The organism is Serratia marcescens (genome assembly GCF_001902635.1).
GTDB lineage: Bacteria > Pseudomonadota > Gammaproteobacteria > Enterobacterales > Enterobacteriaceae > Serratia > Serratia marcescens_F.
Window position 1 is genome coordinate 48,508 of sequence record NZ_MJAO01000026.1, and the last position, 20,628, is coordinate 69,135.

At 61.8% G+C, this 20,628-nt stretch carries 21 protein-coding genes; 19 read left to right on the plus strand and 2 right to left on the minus strand.

The features are described 5' to 3' along the window. The first annotated feature begins 105 nt into the window (after positions 1-105). From msrB to BHU62_RS20895, 5 genes are all read left to right on the plus strand, one after another. Positions 106-603, plus strand: a complete 498-nt coding sequence (gene msrB / locus BHU62_RS20875) for a peptide-methionine (R)-S-oxide reductase MsrB (RefSeq protein WP_201788375.1) — start codon at positions 106-108, stop codon at positions 601-603. A 13-nt stretch (positions 604-616) separates the two neighbouring features. After that, positions 617-2,356: a cytochrome c biogenesis protein DipZ gene (locus BHU62_RS20880; protein WP_073534191.1), complete on the plus strand. Its 1,740-nt coding sequence runs from the start codon at positions 617-619 to the stop codon at positions 2,354-2,356. Positions 2,357-2,370: 14 nt separating this feature from the next. Beyond that, positions 2,371-3,105 (plus strand): peptide-methionine (S)-S-oxide reductase MsrA, encoded by a 735-nt coding sequence (gene msrA, locus BHU62_RS20885; RefSeq protein ID WP_073534193.1) that lies wholly within the window; start codon positions 2,371-2,373, stop codon positions 3,103-3,105. 352 nt (positions 3,106-3,457) lie between these two features. Continuing rightward, positions 3,458-4,378, plus strand: coding sequence for an agmatinase (gene speB, locus BHU62_RS20890; RefSeq protein ID WP_004937606.1), 921 nt, complete (start codon positions 3,458-3,460; stop codon positions 4,376-4,378). Between the two features lie 346 nt (positions 4,379-4,724). Then, entirely contained in the window at positions 4,725-4,877 is a 153-nt protein-coding gene (locus tag BHU62_RS20895; protein WP_049203456.1) for a Hok/Gef family protein, read from the plus strand. A 110-nt stretch (positions 4,878-4,987) separates the two neighbouring features. Here the strand turns inward: BHU62_RS20895 and BHU62_RS20900 are convergent, their stop codons facing one another. Further along, positions 4,988-6,229, minus strand: coding sequence for an MFS transporter (locus BHU62_RS20900; RefSeq protein ID WP_073534196.1), 1,242 nt, complete (start codon positions 6,227-6,229; stop codon positions 4,988-4,990). 397 nt (positions 6,230-6,626) lie between these two features. Here BHU62_RS20900 and BHU62_RS20905 point away from each other — a divergent pair, with 397 nt between their 5' ends. From BHU62_RS20905 to BHU62_RS20970, 14 genes are all read left to right on the plus strand, one after another. Further along, positions 6,627-6,944, plus strand: coding sequence for a non-heme iron oxygenase ferredoxin subunit (locus BHU62_RS20905; RefSeq protein ID WP_073534197.1), 318 nt, complete (start codon positions 6,627-6,629; stop codon positions 6,942-6,944). Positions 6,945-6,946: 2 nt separating this feature from the next. Beyond that, positions 6,947-7,255, plus strand: coding sequence for a recombinase-like helix-turn-helix domain-containing protein (locus BHU62_RS20910; RefSeq protein ID WP_073534198.1), 309 nt, complete (start codon positions 6,947-6,949; stop codon positions 7,253-7,255). A gap of 20 nt (positions 7,256-7,275) precedes the next feature. Then, positions 7,276-8,319: an aromatic ring-hydroxylating oxygenase subunit alpha gene (locus tag BHU62_RS20915; protein WP_073534199.1), complete on the plus strand. Its 1,044-nt coding sequence runs from the start codon at positions 7,276-7,278 to the stop codon at positions 8,317-8,319. Next, entirely contained in the window at positions 8,316-9,071 is a 756-nt protein-coding gene (locus tag BHU62_RS20920) for an SDR family oxidoreductase (RefSeq protein WP_073534200.1), read from the plus strand. Before BHU62_RS20915 ends, BHU62_RS20920 begins: the two co-directional genes overlap by 4 nt. Positions 9,072-9,108: 37 nt before the next feature. Next, positions 9,109-9,903: an IclR family transcriptional regulator gene (locus tag BHU62_RS20925; RefSeq protein ID WP_073534201.1), complete on the plus strand. Its 795-nt coding sequence runs from the start codon at positions 9,109-9,111 to the stop codon at positions 9,901-9,903. 109 nt (positions 9,904-10,012) lie between these two features. Further along, a complete protein-coding gene (locus BHU62_RS20930) occupies positions 10,013-10,954 on the plus strand; it encodes a VOC family protein (RefSeq protein WP_073534202.1) in 942 nt (313 codons plus the stop codon). Further along, on the plus strand, positions 10,951-12,162 hold the full coding sequence (locus tag BHU62_RS20935; RefSeq protein WP_073534203.1) for an NAD(P)/FAD-dependent oxidoreductase: 1,212 nt from the start codon (positions 10,951-10,953) through the stop codon (positions 12,160-12,162). The genes BHU62_RS20930 and BHU62_RS20935 overlap by 4 nt, the downstream gene beginning before the upstream one ends. A 23-nt stretch (positions 12,163-12,185) precedes the next feature. Continuing rightward, complete coding sequence (locus tag BHU62_RS20940) at positions 12,186-13,442, plus strand: MFS transporter (protein WP_073534208.1); 1,257 nt, start codon at positions 12,186-12,188, stop codon at positions 13,440-13,442. 32 nt (positions 13,443-13,474) lie between these two features. Further along, positions 13,475-13,999: a cupin domain-containing protein gene (locus BHU62_RS20945; RefSeq protein ID WP_073534211.1), complete on the plus strand. Its 525-nt coding sequence runs from the start codon at positions 13,475-13,477 to the stop codon at positions 13,997-13,999. Further along, on the plus strand, positions 13,999-14,817 hold the full coding sequence (locus tag BHU62_RS20950) for an alpha/beta fold hydrolase (RefSeq protein ID WP_073534212.1): 819 nt from the start codon (positions 13,999-14,001) through the stop codon (positions 14,815-14,817). Before BHU62_RS20945 ends, BHU62_RS20950 begins: the two co-directional genes overlap by 1 nt. Further along, positions 14,814-15,608 (plus strand): SDR family oxidoreductase, encoded by a 795-nt coding sequence (locus BHU62_RS20955; RefSeq protein ID WP_073534213.1) that lies wholly within the window; start codon positions 14,814-14,816, stop codon positions 15,606-15,608. The genes BHU62_RS20950 and BHU62_RS20955 overlap by 4 nt, the downstream gene beginning before the upstream one ends. A gap of 15 nt (positions 15,609-15,623) precedes the next feature. Then, the gene (locus tag BHU62_RS20960) at positions 15,624-16,418 is read left to right on the plus strand and encodes an aspartate dehydrogenase (RefSeq protein ID WP_073534214.1); all 795 of its coding nucleotides are present in this window, start codon (positions 15,624-15,626) and stop codon (positions 16,416-16,418) included. 16 nt (positions 16,419-16,434) lie between these two features. Beyond that, complete coding sequence (locus tag BHU62_RS20965) at positions 16,435-17,904, plus strand: aldehyde dehydrogenase (protein ID WP_073534215.1); 1,470 nt, start codon at positions 16,435-16,437, stop codon at positions 17,902-17,904. Positions 17,905-17,956: 52 nt separating this feature from the next. Beyond that, positions 17,957-19,597: a thiamine pyrophosphate-binding protein gene (locus BHU62_RS20970; protein ID WP_073534216.1), complete on the plus strand. Its 1,641-nt coding sequence runs from the start codon at positions 17,957-17,959 to the stop codon at positions 19,595-19,597. 41 nt (positions 19,598-19,638) lie between these two features. Here the strand turns inward: BHU62_RS20970 and BHU62_RS20975 are convergent, their stop codons facing one another. Then, positions 19,639-20,391, minus strand: a complete 753-nt coding sequence (locus BHU62_RS20975; RefSeq protein WP_073534218.1) for a M48 family metallopeptidase — start codon at positions 20,389-20,391, stop codon at positions 19,639-19,641. Between the last annotated feature and the right edge of the window lie 237 nt (positions 20,392-20,628).

The following is a 20,628-nucleotide window of genomic DNA, read 5'->3' on the forward strand; positions in this document are numbered from 1 at the left end:
CTAATCAGTTGTCACAAATTTGTTAACTCCCGGTGAGGACTTGGTCAACACTTTCTTTATAGGTTGTCTTCATCGGCTTTGCAGTTGTTGGATGCGGAGAGGGTAATGATGATCAACAGACGGCGATTGATTGTGGCCGGCGGCGGTTTATCCGCGCTGCTGGCGTTGGGGTGGCAGCCTTTCCTGTCAGCGACGGGGGCGCCCGAACGATTTGCAGTGAACTACAGCGACCAACAGTGGCGTCAACGCTTGACCCGCGCACAATATCAAATTCTGCGCGAGGGGGGGACTGAAGCGCCCTATAGCAGCCCATTGAACGACGAACACCGCAAAGGGATATTCTCTTGCGCAGGATGTGGCCTGCCGCTGTTTTCCTCGGATACCAAATTTGACAGCCACACGGGTTGGCCGAGTTTTTACCGTCCTCTCGAACATGCCGTCGCCCAGCGTCGAGATCTTTCGTTCGGCATGGTACGGGATGAGGTGCACTGCCAACGCTGCGGCGGACATCTGGGACACGTGTTCGACGACGGCCCTCCGCCGACCGGGCTGCGTTACTGCATGAACGGGGTCGCCTTGCAATTCACGCCGCGGTCGGCCTAGCGGAGAGAGCGATATGTGGCTCCTGATACTGGCTTATTTAGGCGGCATTTTGACTATCGCCAGCCCGTGCATTTTGCCGGTGCTGCCGTTCGTTTTTGCTCGAGCTGACCGTCCGTTCTTGCGTTCCGGTTTACCGCTACTGGTAGGTATGGCACTGACCTTCGCCTTGTTCGCCACGTTGGCCGCCGTCGGCGGCGGCTGGGTGGTCGCCGTCAATCAATATGGCCGCTGGCTGGCGCTGATCCTGATGGCGCTGTTTGGCGCGACGCTGCTGTTTCCGGCGCTTTCCGATCGCGTCATGCGGCCGTTGGTCTCCGCCGGTAATCGGTTATCGGATCGGATCGCGACAGACAAGCACAACTCGCTTGGCTCATCGTTGTTGTTGGGCGTAGCTACAGGCTTGCTTTGGGCGCCCTGCGCCGGGCCGATCCTGGGCCTGGTGCTGACCGGTGCAGCACTGCAGGGAGCGAATGTCGGTTCGACGTTGCTGCTGTTGGCCTATGCCGCAGGCGCCGCCACGTCGCTGGCGCTGGCGTTGGTGATAGGCGGTAAGGTCTTTAGTGCTATGAAGCGTTCGCTGGGCACCGGCGAATGGATACGTCGTGGTTTGGGGGGCGCTATGCTGCTTGGCGTAGTGGCGATTGCATTCGGCCTGGACACCGGCGTGCTGGCGCGGATTTCCACCGCTTCTAGCGGCGGCATCGAACAGCGGCTGGTGCAGGTGTTTAGCCCGGCGAGCCGGCCGACAGCAGCCCTGCTGCAAACGGCGGCCGACGCTGCGCCGGCGCTGAGCGATCTGGGGGAAATGCCTTCGCTGTCGGGTGCAGTACAGTGGTTGAACTCTCCGCCGCTTACGGCCGAATCGCTGCGCGGTAAGGTGGTTCTGGTGGATTTTTGGACCTATTCCTGCATCAACTGTCTGCGTTCTCTGCCTTATGTGAAAGCATGGGCAGAAAAATACCGCGATCAGGGACTGGTGGTGATTGGTGTGCATGCCCCGGAGTTCGCCTTTGAAAGAGATGTCGGTAACGTTGCTAAAGAGGCGAAAAAGCTCGGTATCGATTACCCGATAGCCATCGATAACAACTATCGTATTTGGCAGGCTTTCAACAATCAGTATTGGCCTGCGCACTATTTTATCGACGCTAACGGGCGCATACGCTACCAACATTTTGGCGAAGGCGATTATGCGCAGTCGGAGCACGTCATTCAGGCGCTGCTGAGACTGGCGGGAAGAAAAGACACCAGCATGGATATCAGTCAGGTGCATGGGCAAGGAGTGGAACAAGCCGCAAGCCGACAGGCGGATATCTCGCCGGAAACTTACCTGGGATATCAACGTGCGGAAAACTTCGCTTCAGCGCCTGCTGTTCAGGATCGCGCCGCTGATTATGTCGCCTCATCCCTGTTGCCGCTGAACCACTGGGCGCTGGCGGGCACTTGGACCATCGGGGCTGAACGCGCCACGCTGAGTGAACCCAACGGGCGTATCGTCTATCGCTTTCACGCTCGCGATCTGCATTTGGTGCTGGGGCCAGACGCGACGGGACAGCCGATAGCGTTCAAAGTGACGCTGGATGGCAAGGTGCCAGGTGAAATGCATGGCGTCGATGTGGCGCCGGATGGCAGCGGTATGATAACCGATCAACGGCTTTACCAACTGATCCGCCAAACCGACGGAGCGGGGGAACATACTTTCAGCATCGAATTCGAGCGGGCTGGGGTTTCGGCCTATGCTTTCACCTTCGGCTAATCCAGGGGGGCAGAATGAAACGCACAAACGGGTTTGGCCCGCTGCTGCGAGCTTGCGCCGTCACCGGCGTGATGGCTTTAAGCGGCATGATTTTCTGGCAGGGGAATGTGTGGTCTCAGGGGGGAGAGGCGACGGCGGCAACGCTGCCCGCACCGACGATAGATGAGCCTGCAAATGCCTCGCACAGTGAAACTGCCATTTTCGCCGGTGGCTGCTTTTGGGGCGTACAGGGAGTTTTCCAGCATGTGAAAGGCGTGATCAGCGCTGTGTCAGGTTATGCCGGCGGTGCAGCGAAAACGGCGAACTATGACAGCGTCAGCACAGGATCTACCGGCCATGCAGAATCTGTGGCGGTGACCTTTGATCCGACGCAGGTCTCCTATGGTGCGCTGTTGCAGATATTTTTCTCGGTTGTGCACGATCCCACCGAGCTTAATCGGCAGGGGCCAGATACCGGCACCCAATACCGCTCGGCGATCTTCCCACAGAGCGCCGCCCAGCAGCAGGTCGCCAGCGCGTATATAGCCCAGTTGCAGGCAAGCCACAGTTTTGAACGGCCGCTGATGACCCGTATCGAAAGCAACGGTCGTTTCTACTCGGCGGAGGCGTATCACCAGAATTTTTTAACCGATCATCCCGACTCGCCTTATATTCGGATTAATGATCTGCCGAAGATCAAGCAGCTTGAGCAGAGTTTCCCGGTTCGCTATCGCGCCCAACCGGTGTTGGTTAACGTAAAGTCATTGTGAGGATCCGCAGCGGTACGCCGTTCTTCTATACTTGCGTACGACGAGTGGCCAGGATCATTTGCACGCTTGAAGCGTGAATAAAATACGGCCATAATCTGCCGTATCGGTAGCACCGAAACAAACATCGAATTACCCGTCATACTTGAAGTTGCCTCTATGTTGGCTGCGTGCGTTCACCCCAGTCACTTACTTGAGTAAGCTCCTGGGGATTCCCGCCCTGGCCGTCTTGATGCAACTCCAATTATCTAGGGTATCAATCCCTTTCTCGTCGGGCTAACGACGCGGGAGGGATTTTTTTTTGTAACGGCCCGGCGCTTGCGCTCGGCAACTTGTTGAACTACGAGGGTTTACTATGAGCACCTTAGGCCATCAGTCCGATAATTCATTAGTGTCCAACGCCTTTGGTTTCCTGCGCTTTCCGCTGAACTTCATGCCTTACGACAGCGATGCAGAGTGGGTCATCACCGGCATTCCGTTTGACATGGCGACCTCCGGTCGTGCCGGCGGCCGTCATGGCCCGGCGGCCATCCGTCAGGTGTCTACCAACCTGGCCTGGGAAGGTAACCGTTGGCCGTGGAGCTTCGATCTGCGCGATCGCCTGAACGTGGTTGACTGCGGCGACATCGTGTTCAACTTCGGCGACGCGCAGGACATGAGCGACAAGCTGCAGGCGCACGCGGAGAAACTGCTGAAGGCCGGCAAGCGCATGCTCTCGTTCGGCGGCGACCACTTCGTGACCCTGCCGCTGCTGCGCGCGCACGCCAAGCATTTCGGCAAGCTGGCGCTGGTGCACTTCGACGCCCATACCGATACCTATGCCAACGGCAGCAAGTTCGACCACGGCACCATGTTCTATCATGCCCCGAACGAAGGCCTGATCGATCCGCACCACTCGGTGCAGATCGGTATTCGCACCGAGTTCGATCATGACAACGGCTTCACCGTGCTGGATGCCGCGCAGGTGAACGATCGCAGCGTGGACGACCTGCTGACCCAGATCAAAGGCATCGTCGGCGATATGCCGGTGTATCTGACCTTCGACATCGACTGCCTGGATCCGGCGTTCGCACCGGGCACCGGCACGCCGGTGATCGGCGGCCTGACTTCCGATCGTGCGCTGAAACTGGTGCGCGGCATGCAGTCGCTGAACATCGTCGGCATGGACGTGGTGGAAGTGGCGCCGGCCTATGACCAGTCCGAGATCACCGCGCTGGCCGCGGCGACCCTGGGCCTGGAGATGCTATACCTGCAGGCGGCGAAGAAACACGCCTGACGCTTGGTCACTCATCGCTGAAAGAGCGGCCCCCATCGTATTGGGGGCCGTTTTTTTTTGCCCCGGGCCGCTTGTTTGACGCCTTTCGCCGTCCCTTTTCAGCCGGTTGCAACGCCTTTGCGCAAGCCTGCGCAGAAATGAAATTGAGCCAGGAAAAGGGAACCGGAATAGCGGGGAGAATGAATATACTGCGTGCGGGTGCTCTGGATCTTTGTATCTGGAGCCTGCGTGAAAGGTACAAAGAGAAAAGCCCCGAGTCGATATCCATCAACCCGAGGCCAACTCTAACGCCAGACAACGTTAAGTTAGCCTCTTACCCGCCGCGAGGCAAGGAGAAGAAGGCATGATGCCGAACAAACGGAGCCTGTTAAAATTGGTGGTTATTTGTGCCACGGTAATATCACTGGTATGGATAACTCGCAGCACGCTGTGTGAGCTGCGGATCCGATCGGGCAACACGGAGGTTGCGGCCATTTTGGCTTACGAATCCGAACGGTAAGGCAACCCGGCGACGGGGGATGTCCCCCGTCTGCTGATTGTTGGCGTCCAGATCCATGAGCACCCTCTCAACGCTTTCGGTTTTCCGCCGCACAGGACAGGGAAACGGGTTTATGCCTGCTTCACCTGCCGTGTCAGCAGCATGCGGCCAAACAGCGCGCCGCCCGCCAGCAGCGTCAGCAGCTGTGAGGCGATCAGCACCGCAAAGCCCGAAGACACCTTGCCCTGGCTGGCCATCACCATGCCCATCGCCATCGGCACAAATGCCGAGAACAGATTGCCGATGCCGTTGATCAGCCCATAGGCGCTGCCGACCGCCTCCGGCCGCGCATAATGTTGCAGCAGGGTAGGGATCGCCGCGCCCTGCGCGCCCCAACAGGCATTGGCCGCCAGCAGGAAGAAGGCGATCCAGCCAAGCTGATGGCTGTTCATCACGCCATAGATGCACAGCGCGGTCGCTGCGCCGCCGCAGACGAAGATCAGCGGCGCTTGATAAGGGCGGATACGATCGAGCAACACGCCGCCGAGGTATTTGGAGGCGATGCTGACGATGAAAGGCAGCGCGGCCATCCAGCCCATCTGCTTGATGGAGAACCCCTTTTCATCGGTCAGATACGCCGGCAACCAGGCGCTGGAGCCCCACAGATAGCTGAGCGTGGCGATCTCGATCAGCAGGATCCAGCCGAGCATCGGCGTGCGCCAGGCCAGCGCAAAGGTATGCCAGACGCGGCTCAGCACCGGTTGCGGATCGGCGGGGCGTGAAGATGAAGATAAGGCGAGGGGATGAACGAACTGCTGCACCAGCGCCAGCCCCAGCAGCAGGTTGAGCAGCGCCAGCAGGTGAAACGACATAGCCCAACCGAAGTGCGCCATCAGAAAACTCACCAGCGGAAAGCCGAGTACCAGCCCCAATGAAACGCCCAACGCGCTCAGCGCGTTGGGCTTGCCGCGCTCGTCGGCGGCGAAGTGATCGCTGATGTACATGGTCTTCAGCGAGAACAGCGGCCCTTCACTGACGCCAAGCAGTGCGCGCACCACGCACAGCATCATCAGCGATCCCGCCAGCGGCGAGGCGGCGGTGAGCAGCGCCCACAGCACCACGCTCAGCGTCAGCGCACGGCGATAACCCATCAGCGTTTCCAGAAACGGCGTCAGCAACATGGCGGACAGGCCGTAGCCGAGCAAAAACACCGTCATCAGCGTGCCCTGGTGAGCACGGTTGCCGCCGAGTTGGAAGTGTTGCAGGAACTCGGGATTGACCAACATCACGGCGATATTGACCCGATCTGCATAGGCGATAACGATCAGAAACAGCAGGGCGATCACCCCAAACCAGCGTTGACGTTGTTGCACGGTGCGTTCCTCAGTGCGAGCGGTTGACGAATTCAGGCAGCAGCAAACTTATCCGCGGATCCCATATGGCTGAAGCGCGGTGATGGGGCTGATTTGTGTAAATTTATTGTTATCAAATAGGGTGTGAAAAACAGTGAGAAAACACTTTTACGCGCAATACGTCGCCGGGATCAACGCATTTTTTGCCATAAATTAGTGGGAGAGCGCACAACTGACATAGGTTTTTCATATCGGTGCACTATTTCGTGATCCTTTCCACATTTGTCATTTTTAAACAACCTTTCATTAACATTTGCCGTTCCGCTCGCTTGACGAAAGTTTCACCAGACTTATAGTGGCTGTATTAAATAAGAAACTGAGTTTCATATATGAAACAATCAGATAGAGGATAAAAGCAATGAGCTGGAAGAATGTGTGCGAAGTGTCTCAGGTGAAAGAAGATTTTCCTTTCTCCGCCAAAGTGGAAGGAAAAGAGGTCGGCGTTTATCTGGTCGACGGTAGCTACTACGCGCTGGAAGACGTCTGTCCACATGCTTATGCCTTGCTCAGCCAGGGGTTTGTAGATGACGGCAAGGTTGAGTGCCCGCTGCATGAAGCGCTGTTTGACGTGCGCACCGGCCAATGCCTGCGCGAGCCGGGCGGCCGCGATCTGCAAACCTACCCCACCCGGGTGGTCGACAACCAAATCCAGATCACCTTTATCGCGGAGGAGTAATCATGCAGCACATCACCGATTTCAATCCCTGGCTGCCGGACACCCAACAGGTGACACCGGCCCGCGAAGGCGGCAACGGTCAAATCCATCAGCCGGGCCAGTTCCGCAATGTCATCTGGCAAAACCGCGCCCGTGTGCCGGACGGTTTCGAAACCGCGCTGGTGGCGGCGCTGGAAACGATCTTCGAGCAGGGGGCGGAAGAGCTGGAGCAGATCGTCAGCGCCTTGAATCAGCGCCGTCTGTTCGATCGCAGCGGCCAACCGTGGAATGAGGCGACGTTCCGCGAATTCCTTCACGTTAACGGTTTCTGAGCCACATCCGGGAGAAGACAATGACAGCAAACACAACATCCTCCGAACAGAGCTTGCAGGACTATCTTGACCAGGGGCTACGCGGCATGTGGTATCCGGTGCTGGCCAGCTGGGAAGTGGGCAACAACCCGGTCGGCATCACCCGTCTGGAGCAGCAAATCGTGGTGTGGCGCGACGGTGAAGGCCAGATCCACGCGCTGGAAGACCGCTGCCCGCACCGTGGCGCACGGCTTTCCATGGGGTGGAATCTCGGCGATCGCATTGCTTGCTGGTATCACGGGGTGGAAGTCGGCGGCGACGGTACGGTAAAAGACGTGCCGGCAGTGGATCGCTGCCCGCTGGTGGGGCAAAAATGCCTGCGTTCTTACCCGGCCAAAGAAGCCTATGGCGCGGTGTTCCTCTATTTCGGCGTGACGGCGGATGAAGCGCCGGCGGAGCTGACCTTCCCGCAAGAGCTGGCGGATGAAGCGTCGTACAGCAACTTCCTGTGCACCGCCAGCTGGAACTGCAACTACCAGTACGCATTGGAAAACGTGATGGATCCGATGCACGGCACCTACCTGCACTCCTCCTCGCACTCGATGGCGGAAGGGGATCGCAAGGCGGATATGGGGCTGGAGCCGACCGACAGCGGGTTTATCTTCAAGAAAAACGGCCAGATCGGCGTCAACTTCGACTGGGTGGAGTTCGGCAACAGCGGCGCGTATTGGATGCGTCTGTCGATCCCATACAAGAAGCGTTTCGGGCCAGGCGGTCACTTCTGGATCGTCGGCATGGTGGTGCCGGAAGACAAGGATCACTGCCGGGTGTTCTTCTGGCGTATCCGCAAGGTGAAAGACTGGCAGCGCGACATGTGGCGCTTTATGTACCGCAATCGTCTGGAATCGCTGCATTGGGACGTGCTCGAGCAGGATCGCATCGTGCTTGAAAACATGGCACCTAACGCCCGCGGCCGCGAATATCTGTACCAGCACGACGTCGGTCTTTCTCGCCTGCGCCGCCTGATGCAGAAAGAAGCGCAGAAACAGCTGGCGACGCTGCGTGAGCGGGAGGCGGCGCAGTGAACGGCCTGTTGAACGGCAAACGCATCGTGGTCACCGGTGCGGCGCGCGGCCTGGGCTACAGCTTTGCCGCCGCCATCGCCGCCGCCGGCGCGCAGGTGGTGATGTGCGATATTTTGGCGGATGAGCTGGTGGCGAGCGGCGCCGCGCTGCGCGAGCAGGGTGCTCGGGTGGAAACGCAGACCATCGATCTGGCATCACCGGATTCGATCCGCTCGGCGTTCGAAAAGATCGCCGCAGGCGGCGGGATCGACGGGCTGGTGAACAACGCGGCGCTGGCGACCGGCGTCGGCGGCAAAACCATGATGGAATACGATATCGATCTGTGGGATCGGGTGATGCAGGTCAACGTGCGCGGTACCTGGCTGGTGAGCCAGGCGGCGGTGCCGCTGTTGGCGCGCAACCCGCACGCCAAGATAGTCAACGTGGCGTCGGACACCGCGCTGTGGGGCGCGCCGCGCCTGATGGCCTATGTCGCCAGCAAAGGCGCGCTGATCGCGATGACCCGATCGATGGCGCGCGAGCTGGGCCCGCAGGGCATCTGCGTCAACGCCATCGCGCCGGGCCTGACGCGGGTGGAAGCCACCGAGTATGTGCCCGCCGAGCGCCATCAGCTGTACGAGCAGGGGCGCGCGCTGGCCGGGGCGCAGCACCCGGACGATGTGAATGGGACGGTGCTTTATCTGCTGTCGTCGCTGGCGGATTTCGTCACCGGCCAACTGCTGCCGGTCAACGGCGGTTTCGTATTCAACTGACGGCCCGCAGGGCAGGCGCAGAGCGCAGGAGCGAGAGATGGCGGATGAGCAAGCATGTAAGTATCTGATCCCGGGACTGGATCGCGGGTTGCAGTTGCTGCTGGCGTTTGGCGAGCAGCATAAGGAAATGACCTTCGCCGAGTTGCATCGCCTGGTCGATATGCCGAAGGCCACTGCTTACCGCGTGGTGCAGACGCTCGAGCACCTGGGCTTCCTGGAGCGCAATCCGCGCACCAACACCTTTGCGCTCGGTATCAAGGTGCTGCGCCTCGGCTTCGAATACATCGCGTCGCTGGACGTGGCGCAGGCCGGCCAGCCGGTGATCGAGCAGCTGCGCGATCGCAGCCAGTGCAGCAGCCATCTGGCGATCCGCGACGGTCGCGACGTGATCTACATCGCTCGCGTCAGCGCCGCCGGTTCGCAGATCAATCAGGTCAGCGTCGGCACCCGTTTGCCGGTGCATCAGACCTCGCTCGGCCGCATGCTGTTGACCAGCGCTACCCGCAGCGAGTTCGAACAGCTTTATCCGGACGCGCAGCTGCCGGGCAATACGCCAGGCACCCCGGCGGATCGCGAAACGCTGTGGCAGATGGTGCAGCAAGACAAAGCGCGCGGCTATGTGATCGGCGAATCGTTCTTCCGCCACGGCATCTCCTCGATCGTCTACCCGATCTTCAACCGCGAGCAGCGGGTCGAGGCGGTGGTCAGCATCATGGTGCCGTCCGATGAGATCCCGAAAACGGATCGCGAGCGGCTGCGCATGGAAGTGCGCGACGCGGCGGAGAAAATTTCCGGCTTCCTCGGCGCGCCGCCGCAGGCCAACGTCGGCTAACCGACAGGACCGACTCTTTTACTCAGGCAGGGATAAGGCCCGTAGCAAACAGGGGCCGGGGTTCGATCATGCCTGAAAACCGTATGCAGCGAGAACGTGAGGCTGAAAAATGAGCGTAATCGGAATCGAAAAACTGGAATTTGGCGTCGAAGATCTGTCAACCTGCGAAAAATTCATGCAAGACTTCGGCCTGCAGCCCGCCACGCAACATTGGGGCGAACCGCAACGCGAATTCACTACCCTGAGCGGGGCGCGGGTCGTCCTGCACCCGTTGCAAAGCGCGGCGCTGCCTGCGGCGTTTGAAGGCGGTTCTACCCTGCGCCGCATGACCTGGGGCGTGGCCTCGCCCGCCGATCTGGCGCGCCTGCAGCCGCGTTTGGCGTTGATGCCCGGCTTTCGTCAGGTGGGTGAAGAGCTGGAGTGCCTCGATCCCAACGGCATGACGCTGCGCTTCGTCGTCAGCCGCCAGCAGGCGGTCGAGGTGCCGGTCACGCCAATCAACCAATGGGGCGACGTGCGCCGCATCGATCAACCCAGCCCGGTGTATGCGCAGGCGCAGCCGATCAACATCGGCCACGTGGTGTTCTTCGTTGACGATCTGGCGGCGACCGAGCGTTTCTACCGCGAGCTGTTGGATTTCCAGGTTTCCGATCGCTATATCGATCGCGCCGTCTTCCTGCGCACCCAGGCGCGCGGTGGCCACCATAACCTGTTCTTGCTGAAGCTGCCGAACCGCCCGCGGGGCCTGAATCATGTGGCATTCACCGTGCGCGATATCCACGAAGTGATCGGCGGCGGCATCGCCATGAACAAGGAGAAGTGGAGCACCTTTATCGGCCCCGGCCGCCACCCGATCTCCTCGGCCTATTTCTGGTACGTCAACAGCCCGACCGGCGGCGCGTTTGAGTATTACACCAACGACGATTATCTGACGGAAAACTGGCAGCCGCGTGAGCTGGAGCACTCGTTGGTCTCCTTCACCGAATGGGCGGTGGAAGGCGGCATCGATCACGACACGCGCCGCCAGCATAAAAAGGCGGAGGCGTTATGAACCGGCCGGAACACGCGGGCATCGTCATCGTCGGCGGCGGCCAGGCCGGCGGCTGGGCGGCTAAGACGCTGCGTGACCGCGGTTACCGCGGCCGGCTGACGGTGGTCAGCGACGAACCCTACGATTTTTACGAGCGGCCGCCGCTGTCGAAAGCGGCGCTGCTGGATGCCGCCGCCCCCCTTAGCCGGTTGTTCAGCGAGCAGGCGGTGGCGGAGCTGAATATCGACTGGCGCCGCCCGCTGCGCGCCGAGTCCATCGATGCAGAACAGCAAATCGTCACGCTCAGCGACGGGCAGCGGCTGCAGTTCGAACAGTTGCTGATCGCCACCGGCGGGCGGCCGCGTTTGCCGGGCGCCGCCTGGGCGCAGCACCCGCGCGTGATGACGCTGCGTTCCTGGGACGATGCGGCCCGGTTGCGGCAGGCTCTACAGGGCTGTCGCCGCCTGGCGATCGTCGGCGGCGGTTGGATCGGGCTGGAGATCGCCGCTTCCGCGCGGCGTCTCGGCGTCGAGGTGACGGTGTTTGAACGCCAGCCCGCGCTGTGCATGCGCAGCGTCGGCACCGACGTCTCACAGGCGTTACTCGAACTGCATCGTCAGCAGGGTGTCACGGTGCTGTGCGGCTGCGGCGAGATTACGTTGGCAGATCGCGACGGTGCCGCCTGGATCGGCAGCGCAGTCAGCGATCCGCAGGCATTCGACTTGGTGGTGGTAGGGATCGGCGTCGAGCTGAATCTCGAACTGGCGCGCAGCGCCGGGTTGGCGATCGAGTCCGGCATCGTGGTTGACGGCCAGGGGCGCACCAGCCATCCGGCGATTTTCGCCGCCGGCGACGTGGCGCGCCACCCGACGCTCGGCCTGTGCCTGCAGTCCTGGGCCTACGCGCAAAATCAGGCCATCAGCACCGCCTGTGCGATGCTCGACGCCTTCGCCGCCCCGTATGACGACGTGGCCTGGCTCTGGTCGGATCAATACGACGCCAATATTCAGATCCTCGGCGTACCGAGCGGCGGCGTGCACCAAGTGGTGCGCCGCACGCCGCAGTCGCAGGTGTTCTTCACGCTGAACGCCGATCGGCAGCTGGTGCAGATGGTGGCGTTCAACGACGCGCGCACCATCAAGCTCGGCAAGCGTTGGCTGGCGAGTGGCCGGGTGCTGGATCCGCAGCAGTTGGCGGATGCGGAGTTTTCTTTGATGGCGTTGAAATAACGCCCGAACCTCGGGAGCGTTTTATGACTACGCAAGACATTGACGCCCGCGCTGGACGGGCGGGGGAAGCCGTTGCCGAAAATCCGCAGCAGCGGGTGCGCTGGTCGGTGCCGATCGCGCTGTTCGCCTGCGTGCTGCTGGCGTTTTTCGACAAGATCAGCATCGCGGCGCTGTTTTCCGACGCCGAGTTTCAGCAGGCGTTAGGGATCGGTTTCGACCCGGCGCGGCTGGGCTTGCTGATGAGCGCATTTCTGTTCTCCTACGGCATCTCCTCGATGCTGCTCAGCGGCATCGGCGACCGGCTTAACCCGGTAAAAGTATTGATTGGCATGATGGTGGTGTGGGCTGTGTTGATGGTGTTGATGGGGTTGGTGCGTTCCTATCACGCCATGATGACGCTGCGCATTCTGCTCGGTATCGCCGAAGGGCCGCTGCTGCCGATGGCCTACGCCATTATTCGTCAGGCCTTCCCGCCGCAGTTACAGGCGCGGGCCACCATGCTGTGGCTGCTCGGCACGCCGCTGGGCGCCGCCCTCGGTTTCCCGGTCACCCTGTACATTCTCAATAACTTCGACTGGCAGGCCACCTTCTTCTTTATGGCGTTGCTGACGCTGCCGGTGATGCTGTTGGTGCTGTTCGGCATGCGTCACTTGAATGTCGCGCGCCCGGCGGCGGCAACCAAGCCGGCGGTTTCCGAGCGTAAACAGCATCGCCGCGAGCTGCTGCGCAACCCGCATTTCTGGATGATTTGCCTGTTCAATATCGCCTTCCTGACCTACCTGTGGGGTATGAACGGCTGGTTGCCGAGCTATCTGATCAAGGGCAAAGGCATCCATCTGGAACATGCCGGTTATCTCTCTTCGCTGCCGTTCATCGCCATGCTGCTCGGCGAAGTGTTGGGCGCCTGGCTGTCGGACAAACTGGATCGGCGCGCGCTGGCCTGCTTCCTGTCGCTGTGCGGTGCCGGTCTCGGGCTGGCGGTGGTACTGCATCTGCAGGGCACTTACAGCGTGATCGCCGCGATGGCCTTCAGCACCTTTATGTGGGGCGCCGGCGCCCCGAATATTTTCGCGCTGTTGGCGAAGGCGACCAGCAGCAAAGTCAGCGCCACCGCCGGCGGCATCTTCAACGGGTTGGGCAATTTTGCCGGCGCGCTGGCGCCGGTGCTGATGGGGGCGTTGATCGCCGCCACCGGCAATATGGATAACGGCCTGCTGTTCCTGGTGGTGATGGCGTTCGTCGGCTGCCTCATTCTGCTGCCGTTGCTGAGAAAGTACTGATTAATCAATCGATTAAAAAGAGGAGTGACAACATGTCTCAGGTTGAGAACAAAGCCGGCGTCAAGCCGCAGGATCTGTCGATGGAAAACTGGGTAGAGTCGCGCATCGCTCGCTTCGAAGGCCGTAAATACGACTGGAACGCGCTGAAATTCCAGGCCGACTTCGACCCGAAATACCGCCGCGCGCAGATGCGCTATATCGGCACTGGCGCCACCGGCGTGGCCAGCGACGCCAACACCATTCCGGCGGGCAACTTCACCTTCTCCACCATGGTGCTGCCGTCGAAATGCGAGGGGCCGCTGCACCTGCATGACGACGTGGAAGAAGTGTTCTTCATGCTGAAAGGCAGCATCACGCTGATGATTCAGGATGGGGAAGAGTATTACGAGACCAAGCTGAAAGAGCGCGATCTGATCTCGGTGCCGGCGGGGGTATATCGCGGCCTGTTCAACCACGGCGAGGAAGAGGCGTTGATGTGCGTGATGCTCGGCACCGCCAAGCCGGAGATCCCGACCTATCCGGCGGATCACCCGTTGTCCAAAGTGAAGCGTAGCTGATGAACGTCCTGGCGCAACGCCAACGGGCGCGCTGCGGGGCGTACACCCTGAGCTGGCGCGAGGCCGGGCAGGGGCGGCCGGTGGTGTTGCTGCACGGCATCAGCTCCGGATCCGCCTCGTGGATCAAGCAGTTCAACGATAGCGGCCTGACTGACGGCCACCGTCTGTTGGCGTGGGACGCGCCGGGTTATGGCGGCAGTCTGCCATTGGCGGATCCGCAGGCCGATGCCGCCGGTTATGCGGCGGCGTTGGCGGCGCTGATTGATGAGCTGCAGCTGGCGCAGCCGCTGATCGTCGGCCATTCGCTGGGGGCGCTGATCGGCAGCGCCTATGCCGCCGGCTATCCGGATGGGCTATGCGGGCTGGTGTTGGCGGATCCGGCGCAGGGCTATGCCACGGCGCCGGAGGAAAAACGTCGGCAGGTGTATGGCCAACGCCAACAGATGATAGAGACGCTGGGGCCAGCCGGCTACGGCGAGCAGCGGGCGGCGGCATTGCTGCGTGAAGGGGCGGATCCGCAGGACATCGCCTGGGTGCGCAACGGCATGCAGCAGCTCGATCCCGACGGTTTTCTTAGTGCCGCCTGGATGCTGGCCAATGACGACATCGGCCGCTATCTGGCCCGCTATCGCGGCCCGCTGGAGGTGTGGTGCGGTGAACAGGATCGCATTACGCCGCCGGAGAAGGTGGCCGAGCTGGCGCGTGAGCAGGACGCTGCGTTGCGCCTGATCGCTGCCGCCGGCCATGCCAGCTACCTCGATGCGCCGGCATGTTTCAACCGCTATCTGCGGGACTTTACGGGAGCAATCCAACGATGAATTTTCAGCTTGAGAATCGGGTGGCGGTGGTGACCGGCGGCTCGTCGGGCATCGGTTTCGAAACCCTGAAGCTGCTGCTGGCCGAAGGGGCGAAGGTGGCATTCTGCGGCCGCGATCCGGACAAACTGGCCGGCGCGGAGGCCAGCCTGCGGGCGGACTTTCCGCAGGCGGAGATCCTGGCACTGCGCTGTGACGTACTGGACGCGCAGCAGGTGGCGCAGTTCGCCGCCCAGGTGACGGCGCGTTTCGGCGGCGTAGATCTGCTGATCAACAACGCCGGCCAGGGCTTCGTCGCCCATTTTGACCAGACGCCGCGCGAAGCCTGGCTGCATGAAGCCGAGCTGAAGCTGTTCGGCGTGATCAACCCGGTGCAGGCGTTTTTACCGGCGCTGGAACGTTCGGAGATCGCGTCGATCACCTGCGTGAACTCGCTGTTGGCGCTGCAGCCGGAAGAACACATGATCGCCACCTCGGCGGCGCGCGCCGCGTTGCTCAACATGACGCTGACGCTATCGAAAGAGCTGGTGGACAAAGGCATTCGCGTTAACTCGATCTTGCTGGGGATGGTGGAGTCGGGCCAATGGCGCCGCCGTTTCGACGACCGCAGCGATAAAGATCAAAGCTGGGAGCAGTGGACGGCGGCGATCGCCGAACGGCGCGGCATCCCGATGAAGCGCCTGGGCAAGCCGCAGGAGCCGGCACAGGCGCTGCTGTTCCTCGCTTCGCCGCTGGCTTCCTTTACCACCGGCGCGGCGCTGGACGTTTCCGGCGGCTTTAACCGCCATGTGTAGCAGGGGCAGAAAAAGATGAAGAAGATCATGATGATTGGCTATGGCGCGATGGCGAAGGAAGTGATCGCCCGTTTGCCGGAAGGCGTGGAGGTCGGCTGGGTCCTGGCGCGCGCAGTTCATCATGCGGCGATCGCCGAGGCCTTTGGTGGGCGGGTGCAGGCGCTCACCCATCCCGAGCAGTGTTTGCAGCGGCCGGATCTGGTGTTGGAGTGCGCCAGCCAGCAGGCGGTGGCGGAATTCGGCGAAGCAGTGTTGCAACGCGGCTGGCCGCTGGCGGTGATCTCGACCGGCGCGCTGGCGGACGCCGCATTGCAACAGCGGCTGCAGCAGGTTTGCCGCAGCCATCACGGGCAGCTGATCGTGCTGTCCGGCGCGGTGGCGGGGATGGACGGGCTGGCGTCGGCGCGCGAAGGTGGGCTGGAGAGCGTGACCTATCAGGCCAGCAAAAGCCCGGCCAGCTGGCGCGGCAGCCCGGCGGAGCAGCTGATCGACCTCGATGCGGTGAGCGAAGCGCAGGTATTTTTTGAAGGATCGGCGCGCGAAGCGGCGCGCTTATTCCCGGCCAACGCCAACGTGGCGGCCACCATTGCGCTCAACGGCCTGGGGATGGACGCTACCCGGGTGCGCCTGCAGGTCGATCCCGCCACCCGGCGCAATACCCATCGTCTGCAGGTGCGCGGCGACTTTGGCGAGTTTCATATCGAGCTGAGCGGCACCCCGCTGGCGAGTAATCCCAAAACATCAACCCTGGCGGCGCTGAGCGCGGTGCAAGCCTGCCGCCGTCTGGTGGACGGCGGTTTTATTGCCTGAACGGCAGGAGCGGAGCATGGAACGATTGAATATTTTTGTCGCCGGGCGCTGGCGTGAAGGGCGCGGCGAAGAGATGGCTTCGGTATTCCCGGCCGACGGCAGCGTCAACGCGCGGCTGCGCGCCGCTAACGTTGAGGACGTGAACGAGGCGGTGGAGGCGGCGGAGCGTGCCTGGCGCGCGCCGGAGTGGCGTGGGCTGGTACCGCATCAGCGCGCTTCTATCCTCTACCGCGTCAGCAACCTGATTCTGGCGCAGCAGGAGCAGCTGGCCGAGCTGCAGACCCGCGACAACGGCAAGCCGCTGGCGGAGACCCGTGGGCTGGTGGCCAGCGCGGCGGCCACCGCGCGCTACTTCGCCGCTGCCTGTGAAGTGTTGGAAGGCGAGCTGCCGACCCCGCGCAGTGCCGAGGTGATGACGCTCAGCCAGTATCAACCGATGGGGGTGATCGCCGCCATTACGCCGTGGAACTCGCCGATCGCCAGCGAAATGCAGAAGGTGGCACCGGCGCTGGCGGCGGGCAACGCGGTGGTGCTCAAACCGGCCGAAGCCACGCCGCTGATGGCGCTGAAGCTGGCCGAGTTGTTCGAACAGGCGGGCCTGCCGGCCGGGCTGCTCAGCGTGTTGCCGGGCAAAGGTTCGGTGATCGGCGAGGCGTTGGCGCGCCATCCGCTGGTGAAAAAGATCGCCTTTACCGGCGGGACCAGCACCGGGCGCCATTTGGCGCACATCGCCGCCGACAAGCTGATCCCCACTTCGCTGGAATTGGGGGGCAAATCGCCGACCATCGTGCTGGAAGACGCCGATCTGGAACAGGCGGCGCGCGGCATCTGCTACGGCATTTTCAGCTCCGCCGGTCAGGCGTGCATCGCCGGTTCGCGGCTGTTCGTACATCGTTCGCTTTATCAGCCGCTGCTGGCGCGCTTGACCGAGCTGACGGCGGGGCTGCGCATCGGCAACCCGCTGGTGCCGGGCGTGCATCTTGGCCCGCTGATCAGCGCCAAACATCGGCAAAGCGTGGCGGACTACGTGGCGCTGGCGCGGCAGGAGGGCGGCCGGGTGGTCATCGGCGGCGAAGCGCCGGCCGATCCGCAACTGGCGAGCGGCAGCTATTACCTGCCGACCATTATTGAAGGCTTGAACAACGACGCCCGCGTGTGCCAGGAGGAGATCTTCGGCCCGGTACTGGTGGCGCTGCCGTTCGACGACGAGCAACAGCTGATCGAACAGGCCAACGACTCGGTGTATGGCCTGGCGGCCGGCATTTGGAGCCGTGATTTCCCACGGGCGATGGCGCTGGCGGAGCGGTTGGAAACCGGCACCGTCTGGGTCAACACCTACAAAACGTTCTCGATTTCCACGCCGTTCGGCGGTTTCAAGGAAAGCGGGCTGGGCCGCGAAAAGGGCCTGAACGGCATCAAGGCCTACATGCAGCAGAAAAGCGTGTATCTGGCGCTGAGCCATCAGGTGAACCGCTGGAGCGACTAGGCCGACACCTCTACGCATAACCCTAATAACGAATACCCTAAGAAGGCAGATGATGAGCGATAAAATCACGGTTGGCGAGGCGATAGCCCGGACTCTGGAACAGTACGCGGTGTCGGCGATGTACGGCATCATTTCGATTCATAATCTGCCGATCGCCGATGCGGTGGGGCAGCGCGATAAAATTCGCTTCGTGCCGGCGCGCGGCGAAGCGGGCGCGGTCACCATGGCCGACGCACACGGGCGTTTCTCCGGCCTGGGCGTAGCCTTGACCAGCACCGGCGCCGGCGCCGGCAACGCGGTGGGGGCGATGATTGAGGCGCTCAACGCCAACACGCCGCTGCTGCATATCACCGGCCAGGTGGAGAAAGCCTATCTGGACGCCGACGCCGGGTTTATTCATGAAACCCGCGATCAGCTCGGCTTCCTGCGCGCCTGCTCCAAGCGCGCTTACCGGGTCAACTCGCCGGAGCAGGCGGTGGCGGTGATCCAGCGAGCGATCCTGGATGCGCAAACCGTGCCCTGCGGCCCGGTGGCGGTCGAGATCCCGATCGATATTCAAAGCAGTCTGGTTTCCCGCTCGGTGCTGACCGAGCCGTTGGCGCCGGCGCCGCTGCCGAAGGCGGACGATGCGGCGGTGGAACGGCTGCATCAGCGGCTGAAACAGGCCAAGCGTCCGCTGCTGTGGTTGGGCGGCGGCGCCTTGGCCTGCGGCGACGCGGTGCGCAAGCTGGCGGACGCCGGCGTGGCGGTGATCTCCAGCACCCACGGGCGCGGCATTTTGCCGGACAGCCATCCGCGCAGCCTGCGGGCGTTCCATAACTCACCGAGCATCGAAGCGATCCTGACGCAGTGCGATCTGACGCTGGTGGCCGGTTCGCGCCTGCGCAGTAATGAAACCCGCACCTGGACGCTGCCGCTGCCGCGCCCGCTGGTGCAGATTGACATCGATCCGGCGGCGGCCAACCGCAACTATCTGGCCGATGAGCAGATCAATGGCGACTGTGCGGCGCTGCTGGCGGCGCTGGCGGCGCGGCTAAGCCCTGGTGAGAAGGTCAACGCCGAGTGGGATGCCGAGATCGCCGGGGCGGTGCAGCAGGCGGAAAGCGCGCTACGTCAGCAGTCTGGCGAATACGCCAAACTCAATGACGCCATCGACGCCGCATTGCCGCAGGACGGGCTGTTGGTACGCGATATCACCGTTTCCGGCAGCGTCTGGGGCAGCCGCCTGTTCCGTGCGATCTCGCCGCTGTGCAACATTCACTCGCTGGCCGGCGCCATTGGCATGGGGCTGCCGATGGCGATCGGCACCGCGATTGCCAACCCGCAGCGCAAGGTGGTGGGGCTGGTGGGCGACGGTGGCCTGGCGCTGGGGCTGGGCGAGCTGGCGACCATGGCGCAGGAACAGGTGAATATCACCCTGCTGATCATGAACGACGGCGGTTATGGCGTGATGCGCGGCATTCAGGACAAGTACTTTGCCGGGCGTCAGTATTACAACGAGCTGCATACGCCGGCCTTTACCCAGATCGCCGAAGCGATGGGGCTGAAGGCCTGGAAAGTGGAGGCGGCGTCGCAGTTCAACGGCGTACTGGCCGAGGCGATCAACTATCCGGGGCCGTCGGTGGTGGAGGTGGATATGAAGCAGGTCGGGCCGCTGACCTTCGCCGGGCCGCCGCAGAAGACGCTGTATTAATACGATAAAAAACGCCCGGCGATTGCCGGGCGTTTTCGTGGTTATTTCTCTGCCGCGATGCGATCGCGAATGTGCTGCGCGCGCGCTTCGGAAGAAGGGTGATCGTCGAACAGGCTGCTCTGGCGGCCGGCTTCCATCTGGGCCAGTTTTTCGAAGCTGGTGGCCAGGCCGTTCGGATCGATGCCGCGTTTTTTCAGCAGATCGAACGAGTAATCATCCGCTTCGCTTTCTTGCTTCTGCGAGAATTGGGCGCTGACCAGCTTCTCGCCGATGTCCGCTAACTGCGACTGCGACAGCGAGCCGATGACGCCGCCGGCGGAGGCTGCCGCGGTGCGAAGCGCTACGGTGCCGTAAGCTACCTGCATCGCCTTGCGGGTGTGGCCCAGCGCTACGTGGCCCATTTCATGACCCAGCACGCCTTCCACTTCGTTGTCGTTCATCATGTCCATCAGGCCGCTGTAGACGCGGATGCAGCCGTTTGCCATCGCCCAGGCGTTGACGTCTTTGGTCACGTAGACTTTGTAGTTGGCCGGGGTGCCGTTGATGTTGTCGCCCAGCGCCGCGGCGATTTTGTTGAGACGCTTGGCGTAGGTGCTGTCGGCCGGCGCGATTTGTGCCTTGCTGTCCATCTCGGCACAGGATTTATCACTCAGGGCCTTAACGTCGTTGTTGCTCAGGGTCGCCGCCTGGAACGCCTGTGCGCCGGACTGCATCAAGGTTTCGGTATTCAGGTTTTGACAGCCGGTTGCCAAGGTGGCAATGCCCAACGCAATCAAAGAGGTACGGATCTTCATAACGCCATCTTCCTATGAAGGTAACAAGGTAAAGAATCATTTTGCTTGGAGGAAATCTTGTCGCAAGAGCCTAGTGTACGCCAGCCTGGGCGAGAATAGTGTTATTCCGAAAAAGCGTCCAATCGTGCTAATAAGTGGTGAACTCGCTCTCATTTGGTATTAGGGATTGCCGTTGTGATGTGGAGTCTGAGAAAATAGGGAACTTGACTGCTTTTTTTATCCGACCTGGAGTAAAAC

Coding starts and splice junctions, on each gene's coding strand:
- BHU62_RS20950 (WP_073534212.1), top strand. CDS start 13,999: ATGAACGTCCTGGCGCAACGCCAACGGGCGCGCTGCGGGGCGTACACC.
- BHU62_RS20925 (WP_073534201.1), top strand. CDS start 9,109: ATGGCGGATGAGCAAGCATGTAAGTATCTGATCCCGGGACTGGATCGC.
- BHU62_RS20965 (WP_073534215.1), top strand. CDS start 16,435: ATGGAACGATTGAATATTTTTGTCGCCGGGCGCTGGCGTGAAGGGCGC.
- BHU62_RS20945 (WP_073534211.1), top strand. CDS start 13,475: ATGTCTCAGGTTGAGAACAAAGCCGGCGTCAAGCCGCAGGATCTGTCG.
- BHU62_RS20960 (WP_073534214.1), top strand. CDS start 15,624: ATGAAGAAGATCATGATGATTGGCTATGGCGCGATGGCGAAGGAAGTG.
- msrA (WP_073534193.1), top strand. CDS start 2,371: ATGAAACGCACAAACGGGTTTGGCCCGCTGCTGCGAGCTTGCGCCGTC.
- BHU62_RS20930 (WP_073534202.1), top strand. CDS start 10,013: ATGAGCGTAATCGGAATCGAAAAACTGGAATTTGGCGTCGAAGATCTG.
- BHU62_RS20915 (WP_073534199.1), top strand. CDS start 7,276: ATGACAGCAAACACAACATCCTCCGAACAGAGCTTGCAGGACTATCTT.
- speB (WP_004937606.1), top strand. CDS start 3,458: ATGAGCACCTTAGGCCATCAGTCCGATAATTCATTAGTGTCCAACGCC.
- BHU62_RS20940 (WP_073534208.1), top strand. CDS start 12,186: ATGACTACGCAAGACATTGACGCCCGCGCTGGACGGGCGGGGGAAGCC.
- BHU62_RS20970 (WP_073534216.1), top strand. CDS start 17,957: ATGAGCGATAAAATCACGGTTGGCGAGGCGATAGCCCGGACTCTGGAA.
- msrB (WP_201788375.1), top strand. CDS start 106: ATGATGATCAACAGACGGCGATTGATTGTGGCCGGCGGCGGTTTATCC.
- BHU62_RS20910 (WP_073534198.1), top strand. CDS start 6,947: ATGCAGCACATCACCGATTTCAATCCCTGGCTGCCGGACACCCAACAG.
- BHU62_RS20905 (WP_073534197.1), top strand. CDS start 6,627: ATGAGCTGGAAGAATGTGTGCGAAGTGTCTCAGGTGAAAGAAGATTTT.
- BHU62_RS20955 (WP_073534213.1), top strand. CDS start 14,814: ATGAATTTTCAGCTTGAGAATCGGGTGGCGGTGGTGACCGGCGGCTCG.
- BHU62_RS20975 (WP_073534218.1), bottom strand. CDS start 20,391: ATGAAGATCCGTACCTCTTTGATTGCGTTGGGCATTGCCACCTTGGCA.
- BHU62_RS20935 (WP_073534203.1), top strand. CDS start 10,951: ATGAACCGGCCGGAACACGCGGGCATCGTCATCGTCGGCGGCGGCCAG.
- BHU62_RS20895 (WP_049203456.1), top strand. CDS start 4,725: ATGCCGAACAAACGGAGCCTGTTAAAATTGGTGGTTATTTGTGCCACG.
- BHU62_RS20880 (WP_073534191.1), top strand. CDS start 617: ATGTGGCTCCTGATACTGGCTTATTTAGGCGGCATTTTGACTATCGCC.